The organism is Fibrobacter sp. UBA3629 (assembly GCF_002374005.1).
Classification (GTDB): domain Bacteria; phylum Fibrobacterota; class Fibrobacteria; order Fibrobacterales; family Fibrobacteraceae; genus Fibrobacter.
The window spans coordinates 1-2437 of sequence record NZ_DFLC01000032.1; the positions used below are offsets into that span (position 1 = coordinate 1).

Genomic DNA, 2437 nt, shown 5'->3' on the forward strand with positions numbered 1-2437 from the left:
AAATGCCGAAAGCGGATATGATTAGGAAGGTGCTGGAAGCGGAGGTGCTATAATGCTTAGCCTCAAAAGCATGGTTGCTGTAGAAATCGAGAAAGGGTATAACGAAAACACTGCCCCCGCGAAAGTCTGTCAAGACATTGTTTTAAAAGCCATTTCCATGGGACCTCTGCATCGCAACATCACCGTCAAGGGCGGTGTGGTTATGAGAAGCAAGACTGGGAACATCCGTCGTGCGACCCAAGACTTGGATATAGATTTTCTACGCTATCCCTTATCAGATGCCGCTATTGATGACTTTGTAGCAAAGATGAATTGTCTAGACGGAATCCGCATCGAAAGGTTTGGGGATATCGAAGAACTGAAGCAACAGGAATACAAAGGTAGGCGAATCCGCATAAAAATTCAAGATTCTAGCGGTTACGAACTAGAAAGCAAAATAGACCTGGGCGTGCATACCAAGTTAGATGTAAGTCAGGAGGAATATTGTTTTGACATTTCCTTTGACAACGGGAGTGTCAGTCTGCTGGTCAATTCCAACGAACAGATGCTGGTCGAAAAATTACGGTCGTTACTGAAATTCGGGGCTTTATCGACCCGCTACAAGGATCTTTTCGACATATACTATCTTAGCAAACATGTTGACCATAAAAACCTGCATGTTTGCCTAGATTTGTACATCTTTGGCGATAAGCAAATGAGAGAGCATAACGTCAATGATGTGGTAAAGCGAGTGCGAGATATTTTTTCCGATAAACTGTATATCGAAAGGCTCTCCGCTAGCGACAAGAATTGGACCGGCGAAAATGTTTCGACCATTACAAAGAGTATCGAGAACTTTCTCAAATTGCTTTAGTCGCAACAATCCCGACTTCAAAGGGGTCGAATTCGACCCCTTTTTAAAAGAAGCTGATAGCCATTCGTTCACCATCGGAAAGAACAAACTTTTGAAATAAGAAAGCCTAGACTCGTTTGAGCCTAGGTTTTGAGGATGCATGATGTATTCTTTTGCGGTTTACTTGCGCATGACCTTGATGGTCTTGTTCAGGCGGGAACCGTCGCGGGCCATTCCGCGGACGTTCACTATATAGACGCCCCTGCCGAAGGGTTGCAGATCCACCGAAGCAGTTCCGTCTGCGGTCAGCACATTCTTGCCGAGCATCGGATTTCTGCCGCTCAAGTCCGTTACACGAATTTGTGCATTTGCGGGAATGCCGTAGAGGCGCACGATGTTATCCGCAACGGTGTAGTGGAAAATTTTCACAGGAGAGAACGTCGCAATCGAAGTCGTCGAAGAATCCGTCGCAGTCGTATCACCCGCGACAACAGATGTCGTGTCATTTTCACCCTGTTCGCCCTGCAAGGCGTTCAAGGCTAGGCCTTGCGTCACGCCAATGTAGCGGCTAAAGGTATCGCCCGCATTGTCCTTCAGCGTAAACTGCACGTAGCCCGCACCTGCAAAGCTGTCGGCGAGTTTCACCGTCAACCTGGATCCGTTCACGGTCGCCGTCACGCCGCTCGGGGCCGACACGGTGTAGGTTCCGCCGTCGTAGCCACGGGTAAACTGCGAAAGGTCTATCACCTGGGTTTCGCCCTTCGCGAAGGTGTAGTGCGCGCGGGCCATCCATTCCAAGTAGCGTTCCAGTTCCGTCCAGCCATCGCCCAGGCGGTCCCTGTTCGCTTCGCTAAAGTCACCGCTCTTCGACTTCGGATTGTACCCGTACATATTTTCCCACCAGTCAGGGAGCCCGTCCAAATCGCTGTCGTAGTCGTCGGCTCGGATCTCGCTCGGGTATGGCTCCCAGCCCTTGATGTTCGCCGTATCCTTCACGTCGGTTTCGCGGTCGGGAATACCCGCCATGCCACCCACGGAACCCTTCATGCTGTAGGTTCCGTTCTTGGTCTCGTTTATCACGCGGGTGTCGTGATTGTCAAGTACCGGCATGCGCTGGCCCACATCGCTCAGCACATCCTTGTAGGCGGCCTTCGCGCTCTGGACAGTCGCATACGAGGCAAAGAAGGGCTTGCTGTTCCAGGGTTCCCAATCCAGCACCTGCCCGCCGGAAAGCGAATACTCGCGACCGCAATTGTCGTTGGTGCCGTCGCAGGTGAACTTGCCGCCCGCAGCCTCGAGAATATTGTTGTGGTAGTAATACGCCTGCGAGCCCTTGCCCGTACCTTCGAACTGCGCACGCAATGTATAGCCGTGCAAGGTAGTGGCGGCGCCCTCCTTGTAGTAATTGCCCACGAAGTTCACCTCGTGCGCACCGCCATCGGTCACGCGGCTCACCCAGTTATAGACAACGTTGTTGAATATGTCGAGGCGACCCGCGTAGTAGCCGTTCCCGTCGAGGCCACCGCCCAGGCTCCAGTTGCGGCCCGCATTATGCGCAAGCAGGTTGTGGTGGAAACTGCCGATATCGCCGCCGATAGTCGCCGC

1 protein-coding gene and 1 pseudogene are annotated in these 2437 nt (G+C 52.2%); one reads left to right on the plus strand and one right to left on the minus strand.

Features of this window, described 5'->3' with window-relative positions:
* The first annotated feature begins 52 nt into the window (after positions 1-52).
* Entirely contained in the window at positions 53-853 is an 801-nt protein-coding gene (locus tag B2310_RS10205; protein WP_173381695.1) for a nucleotidyl transferase AbiEii/AbiGii toxin family protein, read from the plus strand.
* Between the two features lie 159 nt (positions 854-1012).
* Here the strand turns inward: B2310_RS10205 and B2310_RS10210 are convergent.
* Positions 1013-2437, minus strand: a pseudogene (locus tag B2310_RS10210) (T9SS C-terminal target domain-containing protein); the annotation flags it as partial.